The sequence below is a fragment of the Maritimibacter harenae genome (genome assembly GCF_009882975.1).
Taxonomy (GTDB): Bacteria; Pseudomonadota; Alphaproteobacteria; order Rhodobacterales; family Rhodobacteraceae; genus Maritimibacter; species Maritimibacter harenae.
This window is the reverse complement of the sequence record NZ_WTUX01000002.1, coordinates 120,200-141,582: the sequence shown is the minus strand read 5'-3', so window position 1 is coordinate 141,582 and position 21,383 is coordinate 120,200. Positions and strand designations below refer to the sequence as shown.

The window sequence follows — 21,383 nt, the reverse complement described above, 5'->3', positions numbered from 1 at the left end:
GTTTGTCCCGGATCAGTCCAGGATGTCGCGGGCGATCTCGGCGGCGTCCGCGAGGAGCTCCTCGACGTTGTCCTCGCACTCGAGCGCGGCCTGGAAGGCGGGCATCACCGCCTCGTCCACCAGCTCCTGGTAGTCCGGGTGGATCGGCCGCCCCTGGGTGGCATCGGCGCCCAATGTTTCAAGCAGCGGGCCGAAGTGCTCGTAGCCGTCCTTGCCCATGTAGCTTTCATAGGCCGAGTTCGTCGCGGCAAGGCCCAGCGGGGCCTCGATGCCCATCGCGTTGTGCTCGACCGCGTAGGCGATGAATTGCTTCGCCGCGTCCTTGTTCTCGGCCGAGGACGGGATGACGTTGTACCATGGACCCGGAATACCGGCGATCCCGGCCGAACCCGCGAGCATGGGGGCCACGCCCACGCGCCCGGCGACCTTGGAGTCCTCCGGCGTCAGCCGGTAGGCGTGGGCCCAGAACTTCATCATTGCCGTCTGGCCCTGGTAGAAGAGGTTCTGCGCCTCGCCCCAGCCGATTTCGAGCGCGTTTTCGGGGGACGAATTGTCCTCGCACAGCGGCGCCCGGTAGAACTCGAGCGCCTCGACATGCGCATCGTTGTCCAGGATGACGTTGCCCGCGTCGTCGAGGATCACGCCCGGCGAGCCGGCCTGAAGCACATGGGCCATCCACTCTTCCGAGAACAGCCCCACGGTCGCCGTGCCGTGCATGTCGTCCTTGGTGAAGAACCTGGCCATGTCGCGCCATTGCTCCCAGGTCGCTGGCGGGGCGAGGTCGTAGCCGTATTCCGCCTTGAACGCCGCCTGGTTGTCGGGGTCTTCCCACAGGTCCTTGCGGTAGAAGACGATCTCGGCATTGGCCCAGGCGGGCATGCCTATCATCTTGCCGTCGACCTTGGCGTCCTCGACCAGCGCCGACGGCAGGTCCGCCCGGACCTCATCGGTGAACAGCCCCGACAGGTCGTCGACATGGGGCGCGAAGTTGGCATTCCAGACCACGTCGATGGTCGCGATGTCGAAGTTCGAGGAGCCCGAGGCGATCTCGGCGGAGAGCTTGTCGAAGACACCCTGGTAGGGCACCTCCGTGAAGACCACCTCGATCCCGGTCTCTTCGGTGAATTTCTCGGCCACGGCCTCCTGCAACATCTTCCCGCCACCTTCGACGAGGATGTTGATGCTTTCGGCCTGCGCCGTGAAGCCAGTGGATACCAGCGCCACGAGGCTGGTGCTCATCAGTTTCTTCATGGTGTCCTCCCAAAGATCTGGTGGCGAAACCGCGGCGAGGCGCGACTCCACGTCCTACAGCTAGAATCTGAATGACAACGTTGTCAACAAAATATGTCGACGTTGTCATTTTGCTTGTATAGGGTGTCTGCGACGGGAGGGATCGCAAATGGTCAGCATCGTGGACGTGGCCAAGGCCGCAGGCGTTTCAAACAAGACCGTGTCGCGCGTGGTCAACGGGGAACCCAACGTGAAGCCCGCGACCAAGACGAAGGTCGAGCAGGTCATCCGGGAGTTGGGCTACGTGCCCAACATGGCCGCCCGCTCGGTCCGGTCGAGCCGGTCCTACACCTTCGGAATCATCACGGACTTCATCTCGACGACCCCCTATTCGGGCGACATCGTGCGCGGCATCCAGGACTGGGCCGAACAGAACCGCCTCACCGTCCTGCTGGCCAACACAAACGACGACAGGGACAAGGAGCGCGAGATCTGGCGGACATTCCAGTCGCACAGGATCGAGGGCGTCCTCTATGTCTCGATGTATCACCGCGAGATATCGCCATCGCCGGGGGCCGTGTCCATCCCGACGGTGCTGGTGAACTGCCACCCCGAGCCGTCGAACGGCTACCCGTCGATCGAACCGGACGATTACCAGGGCTCGCGCGACCTGACGCGCCATGTGCTGGAACACGGCCACCGCAAGATCGGCTACCTTCGCCTGAACCCGCGCCTGCTGGGGGCCGAGATGCGGCTGGAGGCTTTTCGCGACACGGTGCGCGAGGCGGGGCTTTCGGAGGCGGACATCGACATCAGGCTGGGCATGGAGGGCCCCATCGGGGCCGAGACCAACCTCGTGTTCGAAGAGACCCGCAAGATGCTTTCCGGCCCCGACCGGCCCACCGCGCTGATGTGCGGCAACGACGAGATCGCGCTGCAGGCCTATCTCGCCGCCTTGGGCCTCGGGCTGCGCATCCCGGAGGACATCAGCATCGTCGGCTTCGACGACTTCAGGACCGTGTCGCTCGCCCTGAAACCCGAGCTCACGACCGCGGCGCTGCCCTATTACGAACTCGGCTACCGGGGCGCCGAGCGACTGACCAAGCTGATCGAGGGCCAGGATGTCCCCAGCGATCGCCTCGCCCTCCCCTGCCCCGTCATCGCGCGCGGCTCCTGCACGCAGGAGCCGGGCTGAGCCGGCCCCGGCCACGAGGCACACGATCGGTCGGTGAGACCGTCATCGCGGACGCGGGCATCTGCGCGGAAAAAATCACGGCAGGTTCTCACGGAAGTAGATGTCCAGCTTCAGGGCCGCCGGACGCGTGTCCGGCTCGGCCAACGTGCGGATCGCGCGGTCGATCAGCAGGTCGGGGTCCTGGTCGAAGACCGCGTCCATCGTCCCGTCGAGCAGCGCGCGCCGCGTGTCGGCAGTCAGCCCGTGTCCGACGAAGACCACGTTCTCGCGCCCGCGTTCGCGCAGCGCGCGGGTGATGCCGCCGGACGACCCGCCGACGTTGTAGATCCCCGCGAGGTCCGGCTCCTGCTCCAGAAGCGCGAGCGTGTGGCGGTAGTTCTCGGCTGCGTCGTCGTGCCCCTCGCGCAGGCCGACGAGCTTGAGGCCCGGAAACATCTCGTCGATCAGGCTGAGAAAACCCGCCTCGCGTTCACTGTGCGCGCGGTAGTTGCGCGAGCCCGCGACCAGCGCGACCGCTCCCGCATCCCGCCCCGCCAACCGTCCCACGAGGAGCCCGGCGGTGCGTCCGACCGCGTGATTGTCGAGCCCGACGTGGGAAATGCCCGCCCGTTCACCGAGGTTTGACACGATGGTGACGAGCCGCGTGCCCTGCGTGGCGACCTCCGCCGCGGCCGCACGCACCTCCGGATGTTCGATGGCGAAGAAGGCGATCGCGTCGGCCCAGCCCGCGCTCTTGCGCAGCGCGTCGGCCAGCGCCGCGGCATTGAAGCTTTCGATGAAGTAGCAACGCAGGAACGGGTCGGTGACGCCCGAGCGCTCGACCCGCGCGCGCACCCGGTCGCCCAGCAGCCGGAGATAGGGATTGGTGCCCGAGGGCAGCAGCACCGTCACGTTCATCGGGCGCGCCGCGCCGATGTGTTCCGCCTCGGCCTCGCCCACATAGCCCACCGCCCGCGCGGCCTCGAGCACCCTGCGGCGGGTGCGGTCGGCCACGCCCTTGCGCCGGTTCATCACCCGGTCCACCGTGGCCATCGACACGCCCGCCCGCGCGGCGATATCGACCAGGAGCGGTTTGTTTTCACTGTCCGGCATCTGCAGCAACCCATCAAAAACAATCATTTCAAACTTCTGGACCAATCATGCCCGATCTCCCTACCATTCGTCAAAGCCGTCGTGACTGGGGAGGGAGCGCGTCGGTCGACGCCTTCACCCTTCAAAACACATCACCGCTTCTTGGGAGGAGAGAGATGACCCAATCCACCGGACTCAACCGCCGATCCGTGCTGGCCCTTGGCGGGGCCGCGTTGGCCGCCCCGCTGATCGCGCGGCCCGCGCTTGCCGCCACGACCCTGCGCTACGGGCACAACAACGAGGTCGCCTCGGTCGCGGGCGCTCAGGCCGACTGGTTCGCCGAAGCGCTTGGCCAGACCTCCGGCGGGGATCTCGAAGTGCAGGTCTTCCCGAACTCGCAGTTGGGCAAGCTGCAGGAGCTGGCCGAGGCCGTCTCGCTGGGCACCATCGCGTTCTCGCACAACACCGCCGGCGCGCTGGGATCGCTCTACCAGCCCTTCGCGGCCCTCGACACGCCGTACCTCTATCGTGACATCGACCACCTGATGGCGGTGACGGACGTGGAAAGCCCGGTGATGCAGGAACTGAACAAGGGCCTGATCGACGCCGCAAACGTGCGCGTGATCTACGCCCACTACTTCGGGCGCCGGAACCTGACCTGCAACAAGGCGGTCATGGGCCCGGCCGACCTGGAAGGCACGAAGATCCGCGCCGTGCCCTTCCCGATCTACACCACCGCCGTCGAGGGCATGGGGGCCGTCGCCGTCCCGGTCGACTGGTCGGAAGTGCCGACCGCGCTGGCCACCGGCGTGGTGCAGGGCCAGGAAAACCCCGTGAACGTGGTCCTGAACGTCAAGCTCTACGAGGTGCAGAGCCACCTCATGTTGACCGGCCACATGTCCAACGCCGAGGTCGTCGTGATGAACGAGGACGTGTGGCAGGGCCTGTCGGGCGCCGAACAGGACGCCGTGCGCGACGCTGCCAACCAGACCCGCGAGAAGGCGACGAACGCCATTCTCGACAACGAGGCAGGCGAAACCCAGCAGCTGCGCGATCTCGGCATGACCGTGATCGGCGAAGAGGACGGGCTCGACCTCGAAGGCTTCCGCGCGGGCGTGTCCAAGCTCGTCGACGACCGCTTCGGCGCCGAGTACGGCGACCTCTACGCGAAGATCGCGGCCGTCGGCTGATGCCTGCGGAGGTGTCCTCCCCCCGCGCGATGCTCGCGCGGGTCACGCACTGGGGGGTGGGGCTCGGCCTCGCCCTCCTCGCCCTCATGGCGAGCCTCGTCGTGCTGCAGGTCGCCGCGCGCAACTTCTTCGATCTCGGGCTGCCCTGGGCCGACGAGCTGGCCCGGTTTTCCGGCATCGGACTCGTCTTCCTGTCGGTCCCCGCGCTCGCCGGACGCCAGGCGCTCGTGTCGGTGTCGCTGCTTCCGGACCTCCTGAGCGAACGGTCCGCGCGCTGGCTGACGCTTCTCGCCGACATCGCGACGCTCGCCTTCGGCGTGCTGCTCCTGTGGAGCTTCGCCGAGTTCCTGCCGCGCGCCGGCAAGTTCCTCACGCCCGCCATGCGGGTCCCGAACTGGTTCTATTATTCCCTCGCGCTTACCGGGTCGCTGTTCCTCGCGATCGTCGCCGCCGAGCGTATCGTCGCGACCCTGCGCGGCAAGACCCCGTCGCAGCCCTACGGCCCGGCCGGGGACGAAGAGGCGCTGGAGACGACATGACCGCCCTGCTCCTGACCATTTTCGTCGTCCTGCTCGTCGCGGGCGCGCCCATCGCGGTCTGCCTTGGCCTGTCCTCCGCGGTGGTGATCGTGACCCACGGTCTGCCGGTGTCGGTGCTGGCCCAGCGCAGCCTCAATGCGCTCGACAGCTCGCCGCTGCTGGCCGTGCCGCTGTTCATTTTCGCCGCCGCGCTTCTGAACGCGACCGGCGTGACGACGCATCTCTTCGACCTCGTGCGCATGGTGCTCGGCCGCATTCGCGGTGCCGTGGCGCAGGTGTCGATCCTCGTTTCACTGATTTTCTCCGGCGTCTCGGGCGCAGCGCTCGCCGACATCGGGGCACTCGGGAAGATCCAGATCGACCAGATGACGCGGCAGGGCTACAAGCCCGAGTTCGCCTCCGGACTCACCGTCGCCGCCGCCACCATCGGCCCGATCTTCCCGCCCTCGATCCCGATCATCATCTACGCGAGCGTCGCCAACGTCTCGGCCGTGCAGCTTCTGCTGGCCGGGATCGTTCCCGCGCTCCTGCTCACCGCCTTCCTGATGGTGCAGGTCGCCGTGGTCGCCCGCACCAAGTCGCTGCCGCGCGACGACATCGCGGCGCGCCCGGCGGACGTGGCGAAGAAGACGCTGATCTCGATCCCCGCCCTACTCGCCCCGGTCCTTCTGATCGGCGGGCTGATGTCGGGCTACTTCGGCCCTACCGAAGTCGCGGGCGTCACGGTCGCCTACGCGATCCTCATCGGCCTCTTCATATACCGCAGCCTTAGCCTGCGCGGCCTGATCGAGGCGCTGCGCGAGACGACCACGGCGACCGCCAACATCCTCTTCGTCGTGGCCACCGCCGCGCTCTTCGCCTGGGTGCTGACGCTCGACCAGGTGCCGATGAAGGTATCGGGCCTGCTGCTGGGCCTGTCCGACAACCCGCTGGTGCTGCTGCTCCTGGTGAACCTGCTGCTCCTCGTGGTCGGCATGGTGCTGGAAAGCATTGCCGCGATCCTGATCATCGCGCCCATCGTGGCCCCGGCGCTGACGATGGCGGGCGTCGATCCGCTTCAGCTTGGCATCGTGTTCGTGCTGAACCTGATGATCGGGCTCCTGACGCCGCCGGTGGGCATGTCACTCTACATGATCACGATCATCACCAAGATGCCGATCACCCGGGTGATCGTCGGCGTGATGCCCTTCTTCATCCCGCTGATCCTGTCCCTTCTCGTGGTCACGACCGTGCCGGCTCTGTCCACGTGGCTCCCCACAACACTGATGAAATGAGGCGCGCATGAGCAATCTTCTCGGCCCGATCCGCCAGCTGGGTATCGTCGTGGACGATATCGAGGCGGGCATGAAACACTGGTCGGACACGATGGGCGTCGGACCGTGGTTCTACAATCCCCAGGTGCCGATTGTGGATTACATCTACGACGGCCACAGCTACGAGCCGCACAATTCCGTGGCTCTCGCCAATTCCGGCGAGATGCAGGTGGAGCTGATCCAGACCCGCAACGACGTGCCGTCGATGTACCGCGATTTCATGCAGAAGGGCCTGCGCGGCCTTCAGCATGTGGCGTTCTGGACCACGCGGTTCGACGACGACCTCGCCATGATGGAGGCACGCGGCTTCACCGTGAAGATGTCGGGTTGCGTCGGCGAGAACGGGCGCTTCGTCTATTTCGAGCAGGAACACCACCCGGGCACCTGCATAGAACTCTCCGAGGTGATGGGGCCCAAGGGGCGCATGTTCGAAATGATCCGCGCGGAGTCGGTCGGCTGGGACGGCAAGGATCCGGTCCGGCCCTTCCCCGACCTTTCGGCCATCTGACCATGAGCCGGATCGTCGCCGACTACCTGATCGAGACCCCGTTCCCGCTCGAGGATGTCGCCGCCATGATGGCGGGCGAGCAATCCTCAGGCACCTTCGTGCGCGTGGCGGGGGAAACCGATGAACTGCGCGCCCGGGCGGCCGCCGAGGTGCTGAGCATCAAGGAGCTGGAAGAGCGCCCGGCCCCGACACTCGCCTCGGCCTACGTGGAGCGCAAGGGGGCGCCCGGGCCCTTCCGCCGCGCCCATGTGCGCATCGCGTTTCCCACCGGCAACATCGGGCGCAACCTGCCGACGCTCGCCGCGACCGTGTCCGGCAACCTCTACGACCTGGGCGAGGTGACGGGGCTCAAGCTCATGAACGTCACTGTCCCCGCCGCGTACCGCGCCCGCTTCCCCCTGCCCACGCAGGGCATAGGCGGGACCCGCGAAAGCGTCGGCGTGGCCGACCGGCCCGTCTTCGGCACGATCATCAAGCCTAATGTGGGCATGACGCCCGACGCCATCGCCAACCTCGTGGGCGATCTCTGCGCGGCAGGTGTTGATTTCATCAAGGACGACGAGGTCTGCGCGAACCCTGACACCGCACCCCTGTCCGAACGCGTGCCGCTCGTGATGGACGCGATCAAGCGTGCCGAGGATAGATCGGGCCGCCGGGTGATGATGGCCTTCAACATCACGGACGAGACCGACGCGATGCGCCGTCACGCGGATCTTGTGGCGCAGAACGGCGGCACCTGCGTCATGGCCTCGCTCAACTGGTGCGGTCTGTCGGGGATGGAGACGTTGCGCGCCCACACCGACCTTGCCATCCACGCTCACCGCAACGGATTCGGCGCGATGAGCCGCCACCCCGCCCTCGGCATGGCGTTCCCGGCCTACCAGGCGCTCTGTCGGCTGACGGGGGTCGATCACATGCATGTCCACGGGATCGGCGGCAAGTTCGTCGATTCCGCCGACGAGGTGACCGAGGCCGCGCGCGCGTGCCTCACGCCGCTCAGCACCAGCACGGACGACCGGGTGATGCCCGCCTTCTCCTCCGGCCAGTGGGCGGGCACCCTGCCCTCCGCGGCAGAGGCCGCCCAAGGCGCCGACTTCATGTTCATGTGCGGCGGCGGGATCCTCGCCCATCCGGACGGCCCGGCGGCCGGCATCGCTTCCTTGCGCGAGGCGCACGAGGCCCTGTCGCGGGGTGAGCCCCTGGACGCGGTCGCGCCCGCGCGGCCGGCGCTCGCTGCGGCGATGGATTTCTTCGGGGCGCGGTGATGGGCGCCGGGATCGTCTTTCTCGGCGACGACTTCACCGGCGCCTCCGACAGTCTCGCGACATATGCAGGGCGCGGGTTGGCAACACGGCTCGTCACCGGCAGGGCCGCACCTGCAGCCGGGCTTGACGTGCTGGGGATCGCGACCGACCTGCGCTCGCTCTCCCCGGAGCGCGCCGAAGAGGTCGTGGACCGGCTCTGGCCGATGATCGAATGCGAAGCGCCCGGCCGCCTGCACCTCAAGGTCTGCTCCACCTTCGACAGCGCACCGCATGTCGGCTCCATCGGCGCGGTGGCGAGCGCACTCATCGCGCGGTTCGAACCGGACGTGACCGCCGTGATCGGCGGGCAACCCAGCCTTGGCCGCCACTGCGCGTTCGGCACCCTCTTCGCGCGCGGACCGGACGGCATGGTCCACCGCATCGACCGCCACCCCGTCATGGCCAACCATCCGGTGACACCGATGACGGAAGCCGACCTCGGCCGCCACTTGGGCGCGCAGGGGCTGGACCTGTCCGAATGGATCACGCTGGCCGACCTGCCCGACCCGGACAACGTGGCCACCCGGCTGCGCAGGGCGCCCGCTCTGGTCGACGTGACCACGGCCGAGGACCAGGCGCGCATCCGCGCCGCACTCGACATTGCAGGGGGACGGCAGCTTCTGGTCGGGGCGAGCAGCGTGGCGGAGATCCTGGGCGGCCCGCCGACACGGCGCGCCCCGGTCCTACCCCCGACGCGTCCGGGCGGTCTGTTGGTCTTCGCCGGATCCCGGTCCTCCGTAACGGCGGACCAGGTCGCCCGCGCCGCGTCCCTGGAACCGCTCGCACTCACCCCCGCACGCCTCGGCGATCCGGCCACGATCGACCGGGTCGCCGCACGCCTCAACCGTGAGGCGCCGCTTCTCGTTCACCTGGAGCCGGGCGCAGATTACGGCCGCAGCCCCGACCGGCTCGCCGACGATTGCGCCGCCTTCGTCACCGCCGTGGCCCGGCAGGTCCCGCTGCGCGCCCTGGGGCTGGCCGGGGGCGATTCCTCGAGCCGGATCGTGGCGCGGATGGGCTTCGACGCGCTCGATTTCCTCGCGGATCTCGGACAGGGGGCCTGCGTCTGCCTCGGGCGTCACGCGGACCTCGCGCAGGACGGTATGCCGGTGATGCTGAAGGGCGGGCAGATGGGGTCTGCCGACCTGTTCGACAGGTTCGCCGCCCGGTTCTGAGCCGCACCTAGGCTCGCGCCACGCGTTCCGCCCAGGCCTGGGCGTAGGCTTTCAGGTTTGGCCGCGCCACCTCGACCGTCCGACCGGGCATCTCGAACGTCGCGTTCCGGTCGGCCAGAAGCGCCGCCCCGCTGCTGGTCCCCGTGGCCGAGGTGGACAGGATGACCGGACGCCCGGTGGCGGCGGCGAACATGTCCACGAAGTGCGCATTGCGCGCGAAGGGCCCCTCGACAACGCTGGGTCCCCGCGCCCCGATCATGTCGAGGCAGGTCGCCGTCATCAGCGCGAGGTACCACGACAGCGCGACCGATTTCTCTCCCGGTGTCATGTCCGGCACGCTCCAGCCGCCGCGGTGTCCGGCGAAGGGCCCGGAGCCCATCTCGATCGCGGGCAGCAGGAACAACGGCGCCTCGAGGACGCGCGCGACATCGGCGCCGCTCGGCGCGGCTGTTTCGCCGCGCATCCGTTCGTATTCCCGTCCGCCCATGAAGCGCGCACTGGGGGTCGGATCGCCCAATCCGTTCACGTTGACCAGCGCGTCGCGCGCGGGGTCGAGCGTCACCTCCCGCGCGCCGATCGCCATCGCGACGACCCAGGTTCCCGTCGAAACCACGGAGAACGGCGCCGCCATCCGGCGCAGGTGCGGGTAGAGCGAAGCATTCGAGTCGTGGATGCCCGACATCACGGATGTGCCGGGCGCGATCCCGGTGCGTGCGGCGATATCCGGCCTGAGCGCTCCGGCCTCGTCGCTCGCCAGCGCGAGCGGCGCCATCTTCGCGGACAGGCCCAATGCCTCCACCAAAGAAGAGAACCGCCCGATGTGCGGGTTCCAAAGGTCCGTGTGACAGCCGAGCGAGGTCAGCTCGTTCGCGAAATGCCCGGTCAGCCGGCCCGACCAGTATTGCGGATAACTCACCACCTGCGCGACGCGTTCGCGCAGTCCATCTTGCGACTCGAGCAGCCAATGCAGTTGGGCGCCAGCGTTCAGCCCCACGGGCAAGCGCGGCGATCCGCTCTCGGAGAAATCCGGGCGCAACGCGTCATAGGCCTCGGCCAACGCCTCCGGCCCCGTGAATTCGTAGTCCATGACGGGCGTGGCCAGCTCGCCGGTTTCGTCCAGCAGCACGAAGGTCGCGCCGTGGGTCGTGACGCTGATCCGGTCGATGCCGTGGTCGGCCTGGAAGACCGACAGGCTCTCGAGCAGGAAGTCCCAGATCCCTTCCACGTCGAAATGCGGATAAGGCGGCCCGGGGCGCACGGTGTTGGGCCGCGTCACCACGGCAAGCTCGCTCATGGTGTCGGTGTCGACCAGCGCCACCTTGGCGTTGGTCTTGCCTATGTCGAGAACCGCGACATGCATCAGGGCATATGGAACATCGGGATGAGGTCCTTGGCCACCGGTTCATTGTCCGGGTGCGTCTCCATCACGTCCGCCATGTGCGCCCACCAGCGCTGCATGATGTCGGTCCGCGGCAGGTCGTCCATCCGGTGGTCGTCCGTGCGCCAGAGCACGGCGAAGAGGATGTCAGTCTCTTCGTCGAGGTGGATCGAGTAATCCGACACCCCCGCCCCGCGCAGGAGCTCGACGAGCTCCGGCCAGATCTCGTCATGACGCCGCTTGTATTCCGCGGCCATGCCGGGGTTGAGCTTCATCTTGAAAGCGTGCTTGTGCATCAGGCCCTCCGTTTCGCCCAGAGGCGCGGGAGCGCGATGACCCCGATCAGCATCAGGCCGATGAAGATCGACATCACGATGCCCGGCACGTTCAGAAGGCCGAGCCCGAACGTCACTAGCCCCATGACGAAAGCCGCGATCACCACGCCCGGGATGGACCCCGAGCCGCCCAGGATCGACACGCCGCCGAGCACGACCATCGTCACGACCTCCAGCTCCCAGCCGAACGCGATCGATGGGCGCGTCGAGCCCAGCCGCGAGGTCAGGCAGATCGCCGCGACGCCCGACATGAGACCGGTGAGCAGGAACAGGATGAACTTCACCCGCGCCACCCGGATGCCCGAGAAGGACGCGGCGGTGGCGTTGTTGCCGATGGTATAGACCGTGCGCCCGAAGTTCGTCCGGTGCAGAACGACGTAGTAGATCACCGCGAGCACCGCGAAGAGCACGAATTCGAACGAGAGCACCCACCAGACATAGCCCTGCCCGAAGAACGCGAATCCGTCCGGATAGCCCCGGAAGGCCCCGTCGCCCAGGATGATGTAACTGATCCCGCGAAAGAGGCTCATGGTGCCGATGGTCACCACGATGGACGGCAGACCCATCATGGTCACGAGCACGCCGTTGAACGCCCCGGCGGCCAGCCCCGTGACCAGACCGATCAGCACCAGCTCGAATGTCCCGGCCCCGACCTGTGCTGCCGCCCCCATCGCCGTGGACGCGAGCGCAATGATCGCGGCTACCGACAGGTCGATCTCGCCCGAGATGATCAGGAGCGCCATCGCGAAGGCGATCATCGCCTTCTCGGTGAAGTTGAACGTGGCGTCCGACAGGTTCCAGGCGTTCAGGAAGTAGGGCGAAGCGAAACTGTTCGCGACGAAGATCAGGATCGCGACGCCCACAAGCAGGACTTCCCAGCTTTTCAGGATCCGCGCCGCATTTGACTGCAGGCGATCGGGGATGTGGCGGGTGTTGGATGCGTCCGTCATGCCTGTGCTCCCTGTGCCTGCGCGCGGCGCAGGATGATACGGCCCTTGGCCTTCGCGCTGCGGGCGTTGAACGCCACGGCGGTGATGATCGCGGCGCCGGAGATGGCCATCTGCCAGAAGGGTGAGATGTCGACGACCGGCAGCGCGTTCTTCACGATCCCGAGGAAGAGCGCACCCAGGATCGTGCCCAGGATGGTCCCCGCGCCCCCGGCGATCGAGATGCCCCCGATCACGCAGGCCGCGACGACCTCCAGCTCGAAACCGCCCGCGATGTCGACATAGGCCACGGCGTAGCGCGCGACCCAGAGATACCCGGTCAGACCCGCGAGCGCGCCGGAGATGACGAAGGCCCAGAACTGCGTCCGGCCCACGTCGATGCCGGTATAGACGGCCGCGTGCGGATTGCCGCCCACGGCATAGAAGGAGCGGCCCAGCGGCGTGCGCGCGATCATCAGGATGAACAGCGCCGCCAGCACGATGGCGAACCATGCGAGCACGGGCAGCCCGAGGATCGAGGCGCGCGGAAAGCCGGTGAAGGCCGCGCTCATCTCGTGTGCGTTGACCCATTCGCCGTTGGAGATAAGGAAGATGATACCGCGATAGATCGTCATCGTGCCCAGCGTCACGACGATGGGCGGGATCGCGAGCTTCCACACGAGGATGCCGTTGAACGCGCCCATGATCGCGCCGAGCCCGACGGCGATGGCGAGGATCACGATCACCGGCACGCCCGGCATCGCCGCGTTCAGCATCGCGCAGACCATGCCGGTCAACGCCAGGTTCGCCGCCACCGACAGGTCGATACAGCGCGTGAGGATCACCACGGTCTGGCCCAGGGCGAGCAGAAGGAGCGGCGAGGTGTCGGTGAAGACGCGGGCGAGGTTGGCGGGCGCGATGAAGCCGGGAAAGCGGCTCGCGATCAGGGCCAGGAGCACGAGGATCGCGCCCCCGAGGATCGCCTCGCGTGATTTCAGGAACGCCATCATTGGTCCTCCTCCCCGATGCCCGCCGCGTGGCGCACCAGTGTTTCCGGCGTCAGGTCGTCGCCTTCCAGTTCCGCCGCGATCAATCCTTCGCGCATGACGATCACGCGGTCTGACATGCCCATCACCTCGGGGATTTCCGAACTGACCATGATCACGGCAAGTCCCTGCGCGGCCAGTTCGGCCATGAAGGCATGCACGGCCGCCTTGGATCCGATGTCGATGCCCTTGGTGGGCTCGTCGAGGATGATGACCTTGGGCTTGGTGGCCAGCCACTTGGCGATCACCACCTTCTGCTGGTTGCCGCCGGACAGGTTGCCCACGTCCTGGTCGAGCGATGCGGCGCGCAGGTCGAGCCTCTCCGTGTATTCCCGCGCGAGCGCGAATTCCTCCGACATCCGCAGGAACCCCGCGCGCGAGGTCTGGCTGAGCGAGGGCAGCGTGATGTTCTGGAAGATCGGCAGCCCGATCACCGCACCCTGCTTGCCGCGATCCTCGGGGACATAGACGATCCCGTTGTCGACCGCGTCGGCGGGCGAGCGGATAACCTTGATGTCACCATCGATCTTGACCACGCCCTTCGAGGGTTTGGTGATCCCGAAGAGCGACTGCATCACCTCGGACCGGCCGGCGCCGACCAGGCCGTAGAAGCCCAGGATCTCGCCCTTGCGCAAGGTGAAACCGATGCTGTCGAACTCGGTCGGGTGGGAATAGCCCACGACCTGCAGCACTTCGCCGTCGAGCTTGTGTTCGCGTTTCGGGAATATCTGGTCGACGTCCCGGCCCACCATGAGACGCACGAGGTCGGCCTCGGTGATCTCGGAAATCAGGCCCGCGCCCACGTGCTTGCCATCGCGGAACACGGTGAACCGGTCGGCGATGCGAAAGATCTCGTCGAACTTGTGGCTGATGAAGAGGATCGCGCGGCCTTCTGCCTTCAGGCGCTCGACCAGTTCGTAGAGCTCTTCGATTTCCTTGTGGCTGAGCGCGGCGGTCGGTTCGTCCATGATGACGACGCGCGCATCGACCGAGAGCGCGCGGGCGATGGCGACAAGGTGCTTGGAGGCGATCCCCAGATCGCGCAGCGGCATGTCCGGGTCGAGATCGGCGTCGATCCGGTCGAGGATCTCGCGCGCCCGGCGGCGCATCTCGGACCAGTCGATCATCCCGAAGCGGCCCTTCGGGGCATGGCCGATGAAGATGTTCTCGGCGACGGTGAGCTCGTCGAAGAGCACCGTTTCCTGGTGAATGGCGGTGATCCCGGCGGCGGAGGCGTCCTGCGCGGTGGCGAAATGCACGTCCTCGCCCGCGACACGGATCGTGCCCTCGTCGGGCTGGTAGATACCGGTGAGCGTCTTGACGATGGTCGACTTGCCCGCCCCGTTCTCGCCCACCAGCGCGGTCACCTGACCCGGGTAGAGTTCGAGCGACACCTGGTCGAGCGCCTTGACCCCCGGAAAGGTCTTGGTGATCCCGTCGAGTGTCAGCACGGGGTCGGTCGACACCGGCGACGCTTCGCGTGTTTGGGTCTCGATGCTCATCTGCATCGCGGCCTCCGATCGGTTGGATGAAGGTGCCCCGGCACACGGGCGGACCCGCGCGCCGGGGCGGGAGGAGATCAGAAGATGTCCTTGAAGTCGTCGATGTTCGTCTCGTCGTAGACGAACGGATCGGCCATCGCGCCCTCGTTGTTCTCGTCGAGGGTGAGCGTGCCCATGCGGCCCATCGGGATTTCCGCGCCCGGCTCGGCCTCGGCCTGCTCGGTGGCGAGCTGGTAGGCGAGATAGGTCGCCGAGTAGCCCAGGTCGATCGGGTTCCAGATCGCGAAGGACTTGGACGCGCCCGATTCAATGGCGCCGGCCATCTCGGAGGGCAGGCCCAGGCCGGTGACGTTCACTTCGCCCACCTTGCCGGCGTCCTCGACGGCACGCGCGGCGGCCACGATGCCCACCGAGGTCGGCGCGATGATCGCGTCGAGGTCCGGGTAGGTCTGCATCAGGCCGGTCGCCTCGCGGTAGGACTTGTCGGCAAGGTCGTCGCCGTAGACGGTGCCCACCACCTCGATGTCCGGGTAGTTGTCCATCACCTTGTTCATCTCTTCGATCCAGATGTTCTGGTTCGTCGACGTGGTGGTGGCCGACAGCACCGCGACTTCGCCGCCTTCCGGCAGCTCGTCGGCGGCGAGCTTGATGATCATGTTGCCGATCAGCGAATTGGACGACGGGTTGAGGTGCAGCATCCGGCCCTCGGGCGCGACGCCGGAGTCCCAGGAGATCACCTTGATGCCGCGCTGCATCGCCTTTTTCAGTGCCGGAACCAGCGCGTCGGTGTCGTTGGCGGACACGGCGATGGCGTCGACCTGCTGGGCGATGAGCGAGTTGATGACCTCGATCTGCCCCTCGGCGGTGGTGTCGGTCGGGCCGGTGTAGATGACCTCGACGTTGCCCAGCTCTTCCGCGGCCTCCTCGGCCCCTTCGGCGGCGGCTTCGAAGAACCCGATGCCCAGTGCCTTCACCACCAACGCGATGCGGACGTTGTCGTCCTGTGCCTGGGCCGCGCCGCCCGCCAGCATGAGTGCCGCAGCCGCTGCGCCACCGAACATTCTCCTCGTCATACTCATGATATAACCTCCCTGGCTGAGTATCTTGGCGGACGCGTAATCGTTCAGCTTGCGTCCGTTTTCCGCGTGGCCCCTGACTGGGCCACGATCACCCGGACCTCGGCCGCTTCGAGCATCGAAGCGACCCGGTCCGAAATGCCTTCGTCGGTAATGACGACGTCGATCCGCTCGAGCCCGCACAGCACGAGGCTGGAGCGGTTCTCGAACTTGGAACTGTCGACGAGAACGACCAGCTCATCGGCCTGGCCGATCAGTTTCTCCTCCGCCTGGATGAGCAGCGGATCGTTCTCCATCAGCCCCATCGGGCCGACCCCGTAGGCGCCCATGAACATGCGCTTGGCATAATAATGGCGCGTCATGTCGTTCTCGAACGGGCTGAGGATGATGTTCTGTTCACGGTAGAGCGCGCCGCCGGGCACCATGACGGTGTTCTTGGTGTGCTTGAGCAGGTGCTCGGCGATCGGAAAGCTGTTGGTCATCACCTGTACCCGCCGGTTGGCAAGGTGGTGGACCATCTGGAACGTCGTGGTGCCGCCGTTGATGATGATCGGGTCGCCGTCGTCGCACAGTGCGACAGCTTCGCGCGCGATCACCTGTTTTTCCTCTGCGTTGATCGTCTGGTTCACAGCGAACGGCCGGCCGGCCAGCCCCGGCAGGGGCGGCGGCGTGATCGCCTCGGCCCCGCCGCGCACACGACGCAGGCGCTTTTGCTTGTCCAGCGTGGCGATGTCGCGCCGGATCGTCGCTTCGGAGGTCTCGGTCAAGGCGACCAGCTCACCCACCGTGACGATGGGGCGCTCCTGTACCGCGGACAGGATAAGCCGGTGGCGTTCCGTTTCGTGCATCTTCGTCCTCCCGTTCCTGACAGCATGCCCGATTCTGGTCATGCGTCAATCAAAAGTTTTCATATTCGATCATTTTGCAACGCAGCATGATCATTCTTGATTGGTTTTGGTTGACTTGGGCCGGCGTTTCTCGCAGGCTCCCGCCAATGGCTCTGGCTGCATATCGCGGCTTTCATGGGAGGAACATCATGCTGACGCGCGCCGATAACCGGCTTGAAAACCTGTGGGATGACGCGAAATCCAAGGGGATGAGCGAGCCCGAGAAACTGCTCTACCGCTCGAACCTCCTGGGCTCGGACAAGAGAATCACGAACTACGGCGGCGGCAATACCTCGGCCAAGGTGATGGAGACCGATCCGCTCACCGGCGATCAGGTCGAAGTACTCTGGGTCAAAGGGTCCGGTGGTGATGTCGGCTCCATCAAGATGGACGGGTTCGCGACCCTCTACATGGACAAGCTGAATGCGCTGAAGGACCTTTACCGTGGCGTCGAGTATGAAGACGAGATGGTCGGCTACCTGCCCCACTGCACCTTCAACCTGAACCCGCGCGCTGCCTCCATCGACACGCCGCTGCATGCCTATGTGCCCAAGAAGCACGTCGACCATATGCACCCCGATGCGATCATCGCGATCGCCGCCTCGAAGAACTCCAGGGAGCTGACACAGGAGGTGTTCGGCGACGAGATCGGCTGGCTGCCGTGGAAGAAGCCGGGCTACGAGCTGGGCCTCTGGCTCGAGGATTTCTGCAAGAAGAACCCCGAGGCGAAGGGCGTCGTGCTGGAGAGCCACGGGCTCTTCACCTGGGCCGACGATGCCAAGGAATGCTACGAGTTGACCATCGGCATCATCCAGCGCGCGATGGACTGGTTCGCCGACAAGACCGCCGGACAGGATGCCTTCGGTGGCGCGATCCACGAGAGCCTCACCCCCGAAGAACGCCGCGCCGTGGCGGCCCGCCTGATGCCGGCGATCCGTGGTTTCGTCTCCGGCAACCAGCACATGGTCGGCCATTTCGAGGACAGCGACACGGTGCTGGAATTCGTCAACGCGCGCGACATGGAGCCGTTGGCCGCGCTCGGCACCTCCTGCCCCGACCACTTCCTGCGCACCAAGATCCGCCCGCTGGTGGTGAATTTCGATCCTGCGAAGAACAACCTCGACGAGGTGATGGATGGGCTCGCTGACCAGATCGCCGCCTACCGCGAGGATTACGCGGCCTATTACGAGCGCTGCAAACGCGACGACAGCCCGGCGATCCGCGACCCGAACGCGGTCGTCTACCTGGTCCCCGGCGTCGGCATGATCACCTTCGCCAAGGACAAGGCCACCGCCCGGATCTCGGGCGAGTTCTACGTGAACGCCATCAACGTGATGCGCGGCGCCTCGGCCGTGTCCGAATACGTGGGTCTACCCGAGCAGGAAGCCTTCGACATCGAATATTGGCTCCTCGAAGAGGCCAAGTTGCAGCGCATGCCCAAGCCCAAGTCGCTGGCCGGCCGCGTCGCGCTGGTCACGGGGGGCGCGGGCGGCATCGGCTCGGCCACCGCCGAACGTTACCTGTCGGAAGGCGCCTGCGTGATGCTCGCCGACATCAACGAGGACAACCTGGAAGCCACCAAGGAGAACCTCGTCCAGCGCTACGGGCGCGACGTGGTGCGCACGGTGAAGATGAACGTCACTGAAGAGGCCGAGGTCACGGCGTCCTATGCCGACCTCTCGGTCGAGTTCGGGGGCATCGACATCCTCGTGTCGAACGCGGGCATCGCCTCGTCCGCCCCGGTCGAGGAAACCTCCCTCGAGCTTTGGCAGAAGAACATGGACATCCTGTCCACCGGCTATTTCCTCGTCTCGCGCGAAGCGTTCAAGGTAATGCGCGTGCAGGGCATCGGCGGGTCCGTGGTCTTCGTGGCGTCGAAGAACGGCCTTGCGGCAAGCCCGAACGCCTCGGCCTATTGCACGGCCAAGGCCTCCGAGATTCACCTCGCCCGCTGTCTCGCGCTCGAAGGCGCCGAGGCCGGCATCCGCGTGAACGTGGTGAACCCGGACGCCGTGCTGCGCGGCTCCAAGATCTGGGAAGGCGAATGGCTCGACCAGCGCGCCTCGACCTACGGCACCGACAAGGAGGGGCTGGAAGAGATGTATCGCAACCGTTCCCTGCTCAAGCGCTCGGTCCTGCCCGAAGACATCGCCGAAGCTGCCTATTTCTTTGCCGCCGATACCTCGGCTAAATCCACGGGGAACATCGTCAACGTGGATGCGGGCAACAAGGAAGCCTTCACGCGCTGACGGAGCGGGGCGGCGCGCCGCCCCATTTGCGGAGCGGAGGACCCATGCGACTGTCTCAGTGCCATAATTTCCACGACTTCAGGCGGCTCGCGAAGCGCCGCCTGCCATCGCCCATCTTCAACTACATCGACGGCGGCGCCGACGACGAGGTGACGATGCGGCGCAACTCGGCGGCGTTCGATGCGGTCGACCTGGTGCCGCACGTGCTGCGCGGGACCAAGGACGTGGACCTGTCGGTCGAGATCATGGGACAGAAACTGGCCCTGCCCTTCTACCTGTCGCCCACCGCGCTCCAGCGCCTCTTTCACCACGACGGGGAGCGCGCGGTCGCGGCGGCGGCGGCGAAATACGGCACGATGTTCGGCGTCTCGTCGCTGGGTACCACGTCGCTTGAAGAGCTGCGGCGCAAACACGACACGCCGCAGGTCTACCAGTTCTACTTTCATAAGGACCGTGGCCTGAACCGCGCGATGATGCAGCGCGCGAAGGAGGCGGGCGTCGACGTGATGATGCTCACCGTCGACAGCATGACCGGCGGCAACCGCGAGCGCGACAAGCGCACCGGCTTCTCCATCCCCTTCAGGCTGACGCTCGCCGGCATGGCGCAATTCGCCATGAAACCGGCCTGGGGCATCAATTACGTGCGCCACGAGAAATTCGCCCTGCCCCAGCTCGACGACCACGTCGACATGGGCGGCGGCACCATGTCCATCGGGCGCTATTTCACCGAGATGCTGGACCCCACGATGAACTGGGACGACCTCGCCGAGATGATTGAGCTCTGGGACGGCAAGTTCTGCCTCAAGGGCGTCATCCATCCCGACGACGCGGCCCGCGCGGCCGAGCTGGGCTGCGACGCGGTGGTGCTGTCGAACCACGCCGGGCGGCAGCTCGACGGATCGCTCGCCCCGTTCGATGCGCTCGGCGGCATCGTGGACCAGGTGGGCGACAAGCTCGACGTGATGATGGACAGCGGCATCCAGCGCGGCACCCATATCGTCAAGGCGCTCGCGATGGGCGCGAAGGCGGTGGGTATCGGGCGCGGTTACCTGTTCCCGCTGGCCGCCGCCGGACAGGCCGGGGTCGAACGGATGGTCGGGCTGCTCAAGGACGAGGTCGAACGCGACATGCGCCTGATGGGCGCGGCGACGGTGTCGGACCTGACCCGCGACATGCTGCGACCAAGATAAACGCCGGATCGCCGGCAGGGAGGAAGAATGAGCTATCAATCCGCCAGGGACGCGTTCGCCGAATGGGGCGTCGACACTGAAGCCGCGATGGAGGCGCTGGCCCGCATCCCGATCTCGGTGCATTGCTGGCAGGGCGACGACGTGGTGGGGTTCGAGGGCCAGAGCGGCGCCTCCGGCGGCGGCATCCAGGCCACCGGCAACCACCCCGGCCGCGCGCGCACCCCGGACGAACTGCGCGCCGATCTCGAGTTCGCCTATTCGATGATCCCCGGCAAGCATCGCCTGAACCTCCATGCCTTCTACCTGGACACGGAAGAGACGCCGGACCGCGACGAGATCGAATACCGTCATTTCGCGCCCTGGGTCGACTGGGCCCGCGAGCAGGGCATCGGGCTCGACTTCAACCCGACGTTCTTCGCCCACGCCAAGGCCGACGACAACCTGACCCTGTCGCATCCCGACAAGGGCATCCGCGACTTCTGGATCGAACACGGCAAGCGGTCGCGCGAGATCGCCGCGAAGATGGGCGAGGAACTCGGCACGGCGGCGGTGAACAACATCTGGGTGCCGGACGGGTCGAAGGACATGCCGGTCGATCGCATGGCCGCGCGGCAGCGGCTCGAAGCCTCGCTCGACCAGATGTTGGCGCCTGCCCATGACGCGGCGCACCTGCGCGACGCGGTGGAGAGCAAGCTCTTCGGGATCGGGGTCGAGGCGATGACCGTGGGCAGCCACGAATTCTACCTGGGCTACGCGATCCGCAAGGGGACGCTCCTCTGCCTCGACATGGGCCATTTCCACCCGACCGAGAACATCGCCGACAAGCTGTCCTCCGTCGCGCTGTCGGTGAACGAACTGCTCCTGCACGTGAGCCGCCCGATGCGCTGGGACAGCGACCACGTGATCCTATTGGACGACGCGATCCGGGGCATGGCGCAGGAGCTGGTCTTCGCAGATCTCTTGGGTCGCACACATATCGGGCTCGACTTCTTCGACGCCACGATCAGCCGCACCGCGGCCTGGGTCATCGGCGTGCGCAACATGCAGAAGGCGCTGCTCGAAGCGCTCCTGATGCCGCAGGCGCGGTTGAAGGAAGCCGAGGCGGCGCTCGACTTCACCACGCGCTTCGTGCTGACCGAAGAGCTGAAGGACATGCCCTTCAGCACGGTCTGGGCCGAGTTCTGCGCGCGCAACGACCGGCCCACCGGCAAGGCGCTCGTCGGTGAGCTCGACGGGTATCAATCACGGGTCGCGACGCGCGGCTGAGGC

Annotated in this window: 19 protein-coding genes; 10 read left to right on the top strand and 9 right to left on the bottom strand. The window is 66.5% G+C overall.

The window, feature by feature from the left end; translation table 11 throughout:
* Positions 1-12 precede the first annotated feature (12 nt).
* Positions 13-1,251, bottom strand: a complete 1,239-nt coding sequence (locus GQE99_RS00750) for an ABC transporter substrate-binding protein (protein ID WP_161349676.1) — start codon at positions 1,249-1,251, stop codon at positions 13-15.
* Between the two features lie 148 nt (positions 1,252-1,399).
* Here GQE99_RS00750 and GQE99_RS00745 point away from each other — a divergent pair, with 148 nt between their 5' ends.
* On the top strand, positions 1,400-2,425 hold the full coding sequence (locus GQE99_RS00745; protein WP_161349675.1) for a LacI family DNA-binding transcriptional regulator: 1,026 nt from the start codon (positions 1,400-1,402) through the stop codon (positions 2,423-2,425).
* A gap of 75 nt (positions 2,426-2,500) precedes the next feature.
* Here the strand turns inward: GQE99_RS00745 and GQE99_RS00740 are convergent, their stop codons facing one another.
* Positions 2,501-3,517 (bottom strand): LacI family DNA-binding transcriptional regulator, encoded by a 1,017-nt coding sequence (locus GQE99_RS00740; protein ID WP_161349674.1) that lies wholly within the window; start codon positions 3,515-3,517, stop codon positions 2,501-2,503.
* 155 nt (positions 3,518-3,672) lie between these two features.
* Between GQE99_RS00740 and GQE99_RS00735 the strand changes: the two genes are divergently transcribed.
* The 6 genes from GQE99_RS00735 to GQE99_RS00710 are packed head-to-tail and all read left to right on the top strand — an operon-like array spanning position 3,673 to position 9,525.
* Entirely contained in the window at positions 3,673-4,686 is a 1,014-nt protein-coding gene (locus tag GQE99_RS00735) for a TRAP transporter substrate-binding protein (RefSeq protein ID WP_161349673.1), read from the top strand.
* The gene (locus GQE99_RS00730; RefSeq protein WP_161349672.1) at positions 4,686-5,225 is read left to right on the top strand and encodes a TRAP transporter small permease; all 540 of its coding nucleotides are present in this window, start codon (positions 4,686-4,688) and stop codon (positions 5,223-5,225) included. The genes GQE99_RS00735 and GQE99_RS00730 overlap by 1 nt, the downstream gene beginning before the upstream one ends.
* On the top strand, positions 5,222-6,499 hold the full coding sequence (locus GQE99_RS00725) for a TRAP transporter large permease (RefSeq protein WP_161349671.1): 1,278 nt from the start codon (positions 5,222-5,224) through the stop codon (positions 6,497-6,499). Before GQE99_RS00730 ends, GQE99_RS00725 begins: the two co-directional genes overlap by 4 nt.
* Positions 6,500-6,506: 7 nt before the next feature.
* A complete protein-coding gene (locus GQE99_RS00720) occupies positions 6,507-7,046 on the top strand; it encodes a VOC family protein (protein ID WP_161349670.1) in 540 nt (179 codons plus the stop codon).
* A 2-nt stretch (positions 7,047-7,048) separates the two neighbouring features.
* Positions 7,049-8,311 carry a RuBisCO large subunit C-terminal-like domain-containing protein gene (locus GQE99_RS00715; protein WP_202530523.1) on the top strand — a complete coding sequence of 421 codons (1,263 nt, stop codon included), beginning with the start codon at positions 7,049-7,051 and terminating at the stop codon, positions 8,309-8,311.
* Positions 8,311-9,525, top strand: a complete 1,215-nt coding sequence (locus GQE99_RS00710; protein WP_161349669.1) for a four-carbon acid sugar kinase family protein — start codon at positions 8,311-8,313, stop codon at positions 9,523-9,525. Before GQE99_RS00715 ends, GQE99_RS00710 begins: the two co-directional genes overlap by 1 nt.
* 7 nt (positions 9,526-9,532) lie before the next feature.
* Here GQE99_RS00710 and GQE99_RS00705 read toward each other — a convergent pair whose 3' ends face one another.
* The 7 genes from GQE99_RS00705 to GQE99_RS00675 form a co-directional block, all read right to left on the bottom strand.
* On the bottom strand, positions 9,533-10,885 hold the full coding sequence (locus GQE99_RS00705) for an FGGY-family carbohydrate kinase (RefSeq protein ID WP_161349668.1): 1,353 nt from the start codon (positions 10,883-10,885) through the stop codon (positions 9,533-9,535).
* Positions 10,885-11,199: an L-rhamnose mutarotase gene (rhaM, locus tag GQE99_RS00700; RefSeq protein WP_202530522.1), complete on the bottom strand. Its 315-nt coding sequence runs from the start codon at positions 11,197-11,199 to the stop codon at positions 10,885-10,887. Before rhaM ends, GQE99_RS00705 begins: the two co-directional genes overlap by 1 nt.
* A complete protein-coding gene (locus GQE99_RS00695) occupies positions 11,199-12,188 on the bottom strand; it encodes an ABC transporter permease (protein WP_161349667.1) in 990 nt (329 codons plus the stop codon). Before GQE99_RS00695 ends, rhaM begins: the two co-directional genes overlap by 1 nt.
* Positions 12,185-13,174 carry an ABC transporter permease gene (locus GQE99_RS00690; protein ID WP_161349666.1) on the bottom strand — a complete coding sequence of 330 codons (990 nt, stop codon included), beginning with the start codon at positions 13,172-13,174 and terminating at the stop codon, positions 12,185-12,187. Before GQE99_RS00690 ends, GQE99_RS00695 begins: the two co-directional genes overlap by 4 nt.
* A complete protein-coding gene (locus GQE99_RS00685) occupies positions 13,171-14,718 on the bottom strand; it encodes a sugar ABC transporter ATP-binding protein (protein ID WP_161349665.1) in 1,548 nt (515 codons plus the stop codon). Before GQE99_RS00685 ends, GQE99_RS00690 begins: the two co-directional genes overlap by 4 nt.
* 71 nt (positions 14,719-14,789) lie before the next feature.
* A complete protein-coding gene (gene rhaS, locus GQE99_RS00680) occupies positions 14,790-15,791 on the bottom strand; it encodes a rhamnose ABC transporter substrate-binding protein (protein ID WP_161349664.1) in 1,002 nt (333 codons plus the stop codon).
* Between the two features lie 44 nt (positions 15,792-15,835).
* Positions 15,836-16,636, bottom strand: a complete 801-nt coding sequence (locus GQE99_RS00675; RefSeq protein ID WP_161349663.1) for a DeoR/GlpR family DNA-binding transcription regulator — start codon at positions 16,634-16,636, stop codon at positions 15,836-15,838.
* A gap of 188 nt (positions 16,637-16,824) precedes the next feature.
* Between GQE99_RS00675 and GQE99_RS00670 the strand changes: the two genes are divergently transcribed.
* The 3 genes from GQE99_RS00670 to GQE99_RS00660 are packed head-to-tail and all read left to right on the top strand — an operon-like array spanning position 16,825 to position 21,380.
* Complete coding sequence (locus GQE99_RS00670) at positions 16,825-18,924, top strand: bifunctional rhamnulose-1-phosphate aldolase/short-chain dehydrogenase (protein ID WP_161349662.1); 2,100 nt, start codon at positions 16,825-16,827, stop codon at positions 18,922-18,924.
* A gap of 44 nt (positions 18,925-18,968) precedes the next feature.
* Positions 18,969-20,114, top strand: a complete 1,146-nt coding sequence (locus GQE99_RS00665) for an alpha-hydroxy acid oxidase (RefSeq protein ID WP_161349661.1) — start codon at positions 18,969-18,971, stop codon at positions 20,112-20,114.
* A gap of 27 nt (positions 20,115-20,141) precedes the next feature.
* Positions 20,142-21,380 carry an L-rhamnose isomerase gene (locus GQE99_RS00660; protein WP_161349660.1) on the top strand — a complete coding sequence of 413 codons (1,239 nt, stop codon included), beginning with the start codon at positions 20,142-20,144 and terminating at the stop codon, positions 21,378-21,380.
* Positions 21,381-21,383: the final 3 nt, after the last annotated feature.

Bases quoted from the DNA above. Each gene is read 5' to 3' on its own strand.
- GQE99_RS00750 (WP_161349676.1), bottom strand. From the start codon at position 1,251: ATGAAGAAACTGATGAGCACCAGCCTCGTGGCGCTGGTATCCACTGGC.
- GQE99_RS00745 (WP_161349675.1), top strand. From the start codon at position 1,400: ATGGTCAGCATCGTGGACGTGGCCAAGGCCGCAGGCGTTTCAAACAAG.
- GQE99_RS00740 (WP_161349674.1), bottom strand. From the start codon at position 3,517: ATGCCGGACAGTGAAAACAAACCGCTCCTGGTCGATATCGCCGCGCGG.
- GQE99_RS00735 (WP_161349673.1), top strand. From the start codon at position 3,673: ATGACCCAATCCACCGGACTCAACCGCCGATCCGTGCTGGCCCTTGGC.
- GQE99_RS00730 (WP_161349672.1), top strand. From the start codon at position 4,686: ATGCCTGCGGAGGTGTCCTCCCCCCGCGCGATGCTCGCGCGGGTCACG.
- GQE99_RS00725 (WP_161349671.1), top strand. From the start codon at position 5,222: ATGACCGCCCTGCTCCTGACCATTTTCGTCGTCCTGCTCGTCGCGGGC.
- GQE99_RS00720 (WP_161349670.1), top strand. From the start codon at position 6,507: ATGAGCAATCTTCTCGGCCCGATCCGCCAGCTGGGTATCGTCGTGGAC.
- GQE99_RS00715 (WP_202530523.1), top strand. From the start codon at position 7,049: ATGAGCCGGATCGTCGCCGACTACCTGATCGAGACCCCGTTCCCGCTC.
- GQE99_RS00710 (WP_161349669.1), top strand. From the start codon at position 8,311: ATGGGCGCCGGGATCGTCTTTCTCGGCGACGACTTCACCGGCGCCTCC.
- GQE99_RS00705 (WP_161349668.1), bottom strand. From the start codon at position 10,885: ATGCATGTCGCGGTTCTCGACATAGGCAAGACCAACGCCAAGGTGGCG.
- rhaM (WP_202530522.1), bottom strand. From the start codon at position 11,199: ATGCACAAGCACGCTTTCAAGATGAAGCTCAACCCCGGCATGGCCGCG.
- GQE99_RS00695 (WP_161349667.1), bottom strand. From the start codon at position 12,188: ATGACGGACGCATCCAACACCCGCCACATCCCCGATCGCCTGCAGTCA.
- GQE99_RS00690 (WP_161349666.1), bottom strand. From the start codon at position 13,174: ATGATGGCGTTCCTGAAATCACGCGAGGCGATCCTCGGGGGCGCGATC.
- GQE99_RS00685 (WP_161349665.1), bottom strand. From the start codon at position 14,718: ATGCAGATGAGCATCGAGACCCAAACACGCGAAGCGTCGCCGGTGTCG.
- rhaS (WP_161349664.1), bottom strand. From the start codon at position 15,791: ATGAGTATGACGAGGAGAATGTTCGGTGGCGCAGCGGCTGCGGCACTC.
- GQE99_RS00675 (WP_161349663.1), bottom strand. From the start codon at position 16,636: ATGCACGAAACGGAACGCCACCGGCTTATCCTGTCCGCGGTACAGGAG.
- GQE99_RS00670 (WP_161349662.1), top strand. From the start codon at position 16,825: ATGCTGACGCGCGCCGATAACCGGCTTGAAAACCTGTGGGATGACGCG.
- GQE99_RS00665 (WP_161349661.1), top strand. From the start codon at position 18,969: ATGCGACTGTCTCAGTGCCATAATTTCCACGACTTCAGGCGGCTCGCG.
- GQE99_RS00660 (WP_161349660.1), top strand. From the start codon at position 20,142: ATGAGCTATCAATCCGCCAGGGACGCGTTCGCCGAATGGGGCGTCGAC.